This is a genomic window from Aeromonas sp. R4-3 (genome assembly GCF_040908275.1).
Taxonomy (GTDB): Bacteria; Pseudomonadota; Gammaproteobacteria; order Enterobacterales; family Aeromonadaceae; genus Aeromonas; species Aeromonas rivipollensis.
Genome location: NZ_JBFODK010000009.1, coordinates 1 through 2,801, shown reverse-complemented (window position 1 = coordinate 2,801; position 2,801 = coordinate 1). Strand labels below are relative to the sequence as shown.

Annotated in this window: 1 rRNA gene; it reads left to right on the top strand. The window is 52.9% G+C overall.

Annotated features, from left to right (window positions below):
• Positions 1-22: 22 nt before the first annotated feature.
• Positions 23-2,801: ribosomal RNA gene (locus AB5Y91_RS01945) — 23S ribosomal RNA — on the top strand; the annotation flags it as partial.

Sequence of the window (2,801 nt, the reverse complement as noted above, 5' to 3'; positions counted from 1 at the left end):
ACGACACTTCTTGGGGTTGTATGGTTAAGTGACTAAGCGTACATGGTGGATGCCTTGGCAGTCAGAGGCGATGAAGGACGTACTAACCTGCGATAAGCTGTGAGAAGTCGGTAAGAGACGCTATTACTCACAGATTTCCGAATGGGGAAACCCACCCAGCATAAGCTGGGTATCTATTACTGAATACATAGGTAATAGAGGCGAACCGGGAGAACTGAAACATCTAAGTACCCCGAGGAAAAGAAATCAACCGAGATTCCCTCAGTAGCGGCGAGCGAACGGGGATTAGCCCTTAAGTTTCTTGGAAGTTAGTGGAATGGTCCTGGAAAGGCCAGCGATACAGGGTGATAGCCCCGTACATGAAAACGACCTTGAAGTGAAATCGAGTAGGGCGGGACACGTGACATCCTGTCTGAATATGGGGGGACCATCCTCCAAGGCTAAATACTCCTGACTGACCGATAGTGAACCAGTACCGTGAGGGAAAGGCGAAAAGAACCCCTGTGAGGGGAGTGAAATAGAACCTGAAACCGTGTACGTACAAGCAGTGGGAGCCCTTCGGGGTGACTGCGTACCTTTTGTATAATGGGTCAGCGACTTACATTTTGTAGCGAGGTTAACCGTATAGGGGAGCCGTAGGGAAACCGAGTCTTAACTGGGCGTCTAGTTGCAAGGTGTAGACCCGAAACCGGGTGATCTAGCCATGGGCAGGTTGAAGGTTGAGTAACATCAACTGGAGGACCGAACCCACTAACGTTGCAAAGTTAGGGGATGACCTGTGGCTGGGGGTGAAAGGCCAATCAAACTCGGAGATAGCTGGTTCTCCCCGAAAGCTATTTAGGTAGCGCCTCGGACGAATACTACTGGGGGTAGAGCACTGTTTGGACTAGGGGGTCATCCCGACTTACCAACTCCATGCAAACTCCGAATACCAGTAAGTAATATCCGGGAGACACACGGCGGGTGCTAACGTCCGTCGTGAAGAGGGAAACAACCCAGACCGCCGGCTAAGGTCCCAAAGTTCTGGTTAAGTGGGAAACGATGTGGGAAGGCTCAGACAGCTAGGATGTTGGCTTAGAAGCAGCCATCATTTAAAGAAAGCGTAATAGCTCACTAGTCGAGTCGGCCTGCGCGGAAGATGTAACGGGGCTCAAACCAGGCACCGAAGCCGCGGATTCACACTTATGTGTGAGTGGTAGGGGAGCGTTCTGTAAGTCTGCGAAGGTGTATCGAGAGGTATGCTGGAGATATCAGAAGTGCGAATGCTGACGTAAGTAACGATAAAGGGGGTGAAAAGCCTCCTCGCCGGAAGACCAAGGGTTCCTGTCCAACGTTAATCGGGGCAGGGTGAGTCGACCCCTAAGGTGAGGCCGAAAGGCGTAATCGATGGGAAGCAGGTTAATATTCCTGCACGACTTGTAATTGCGATGGGGGGACGGAGAAGGCTAGGTGGGCCAGGCGACGGTTGTCCTGGTGAAAGTGCGTAGGTGGTGTTTCTAGGCAAATCCGGAGACACAACACTGAGACACGAGACGAAGCCACTACGGTGGTGAAGCCATTGATGCCCTGCTTCCAGGAAAAGCCTCTAAGCTTCAGATTACAAGTCATCGTACCCCAAACCGACACAGGTGGTCGGGTAGAGAATACCAAGGCGCTTGAGAGAACTCGGGTGAAGGAACTAGGCAAAATAGAACCGTAACTTCGGGAGAAGGTTCGCTCTTGACAGTGAAGTCCCTTGCGGATGGAGCAGTTGGGAGTCGCAGTGACCAGATGGCTGGGACTGTTTATCAAAAACACAGCACTCTGCAAACACGAAAGTGGACGTATAGGGTGTGACACCTGCCCGGTGCCGGAAGGTTAATTGATGGGGTTAGCGCAAGCGAAGCTCTTGATCGAAGCCCCGGTAAACGGCGGCCGTAACTATAACGGTCCTAAGGTAGCGAAATTCCTTGTCGGGTAAGTTCCGACCTGCACGAATGGTGTAACCATGGCCATGCTGTCTCCACCCGAGACTCAGTGAAATCGAATTCGCCGTGAAGATGCGGTGTACCCGCGGCTAGACGGAAAGACCCCGTGAACCTTTACTACAGCTTGGCACTGAACATTGAACCTACATGTGTAGGATAGGTGGGAGGCTTTGAAGGCGTGACGCCAGTTGCGCTGGAGCCGTCCTTGAAATACCACCCTTGTATGTTTGATGTTCTAACGCAGGGCCCTGAATCGGGCTCGCGGACAGTGCCTGGTGGGTAGTTTGACTGGGGCGGTCTCCTCCCAAAGAGTAACGGAGGAGCACGAAGGTTGGCTAATCCTGGTCGGACATCAGGAGGTTAGTGCAATGGCATAAGCCAGCTTAACTGCGAGACGGACAGGTCGAGCAGGTACGAAAGTAGGTCATAGTGATCCGGTGGTTCTGAATGGAAGGGCCATCGCTCAACGGATAAAAGGTACTCCGGGGATAACAGGCTGATACCGCCCAAGAGTTCATATCGACGGCGGTGTTTGGCACCTCGATGTCGGCTCATCACATCCTGGGGCTGAAGTCGGTCCCAAGGGTATGGCTGTTCGCCATTTAAAGTGGTACGCGAGCTGGGTTCAGAACGTCGTGAGACAGTTCGGTCCCTATCTGCCGTGGGCGTTGGATGATTGAAGGGAGTTGCTCCTAGTACGAGAGGACCGGAGTGAACGAACCTCTGGTGTTCGGGTTGTCACGCCAGTGGCACTGCCCGGTAGCTAAGTTCGGAATCGATAACCGCTGAAAGCATCTAAGCGGGAAGCGAGCCCTGAGATGAGTCATCCCTGAC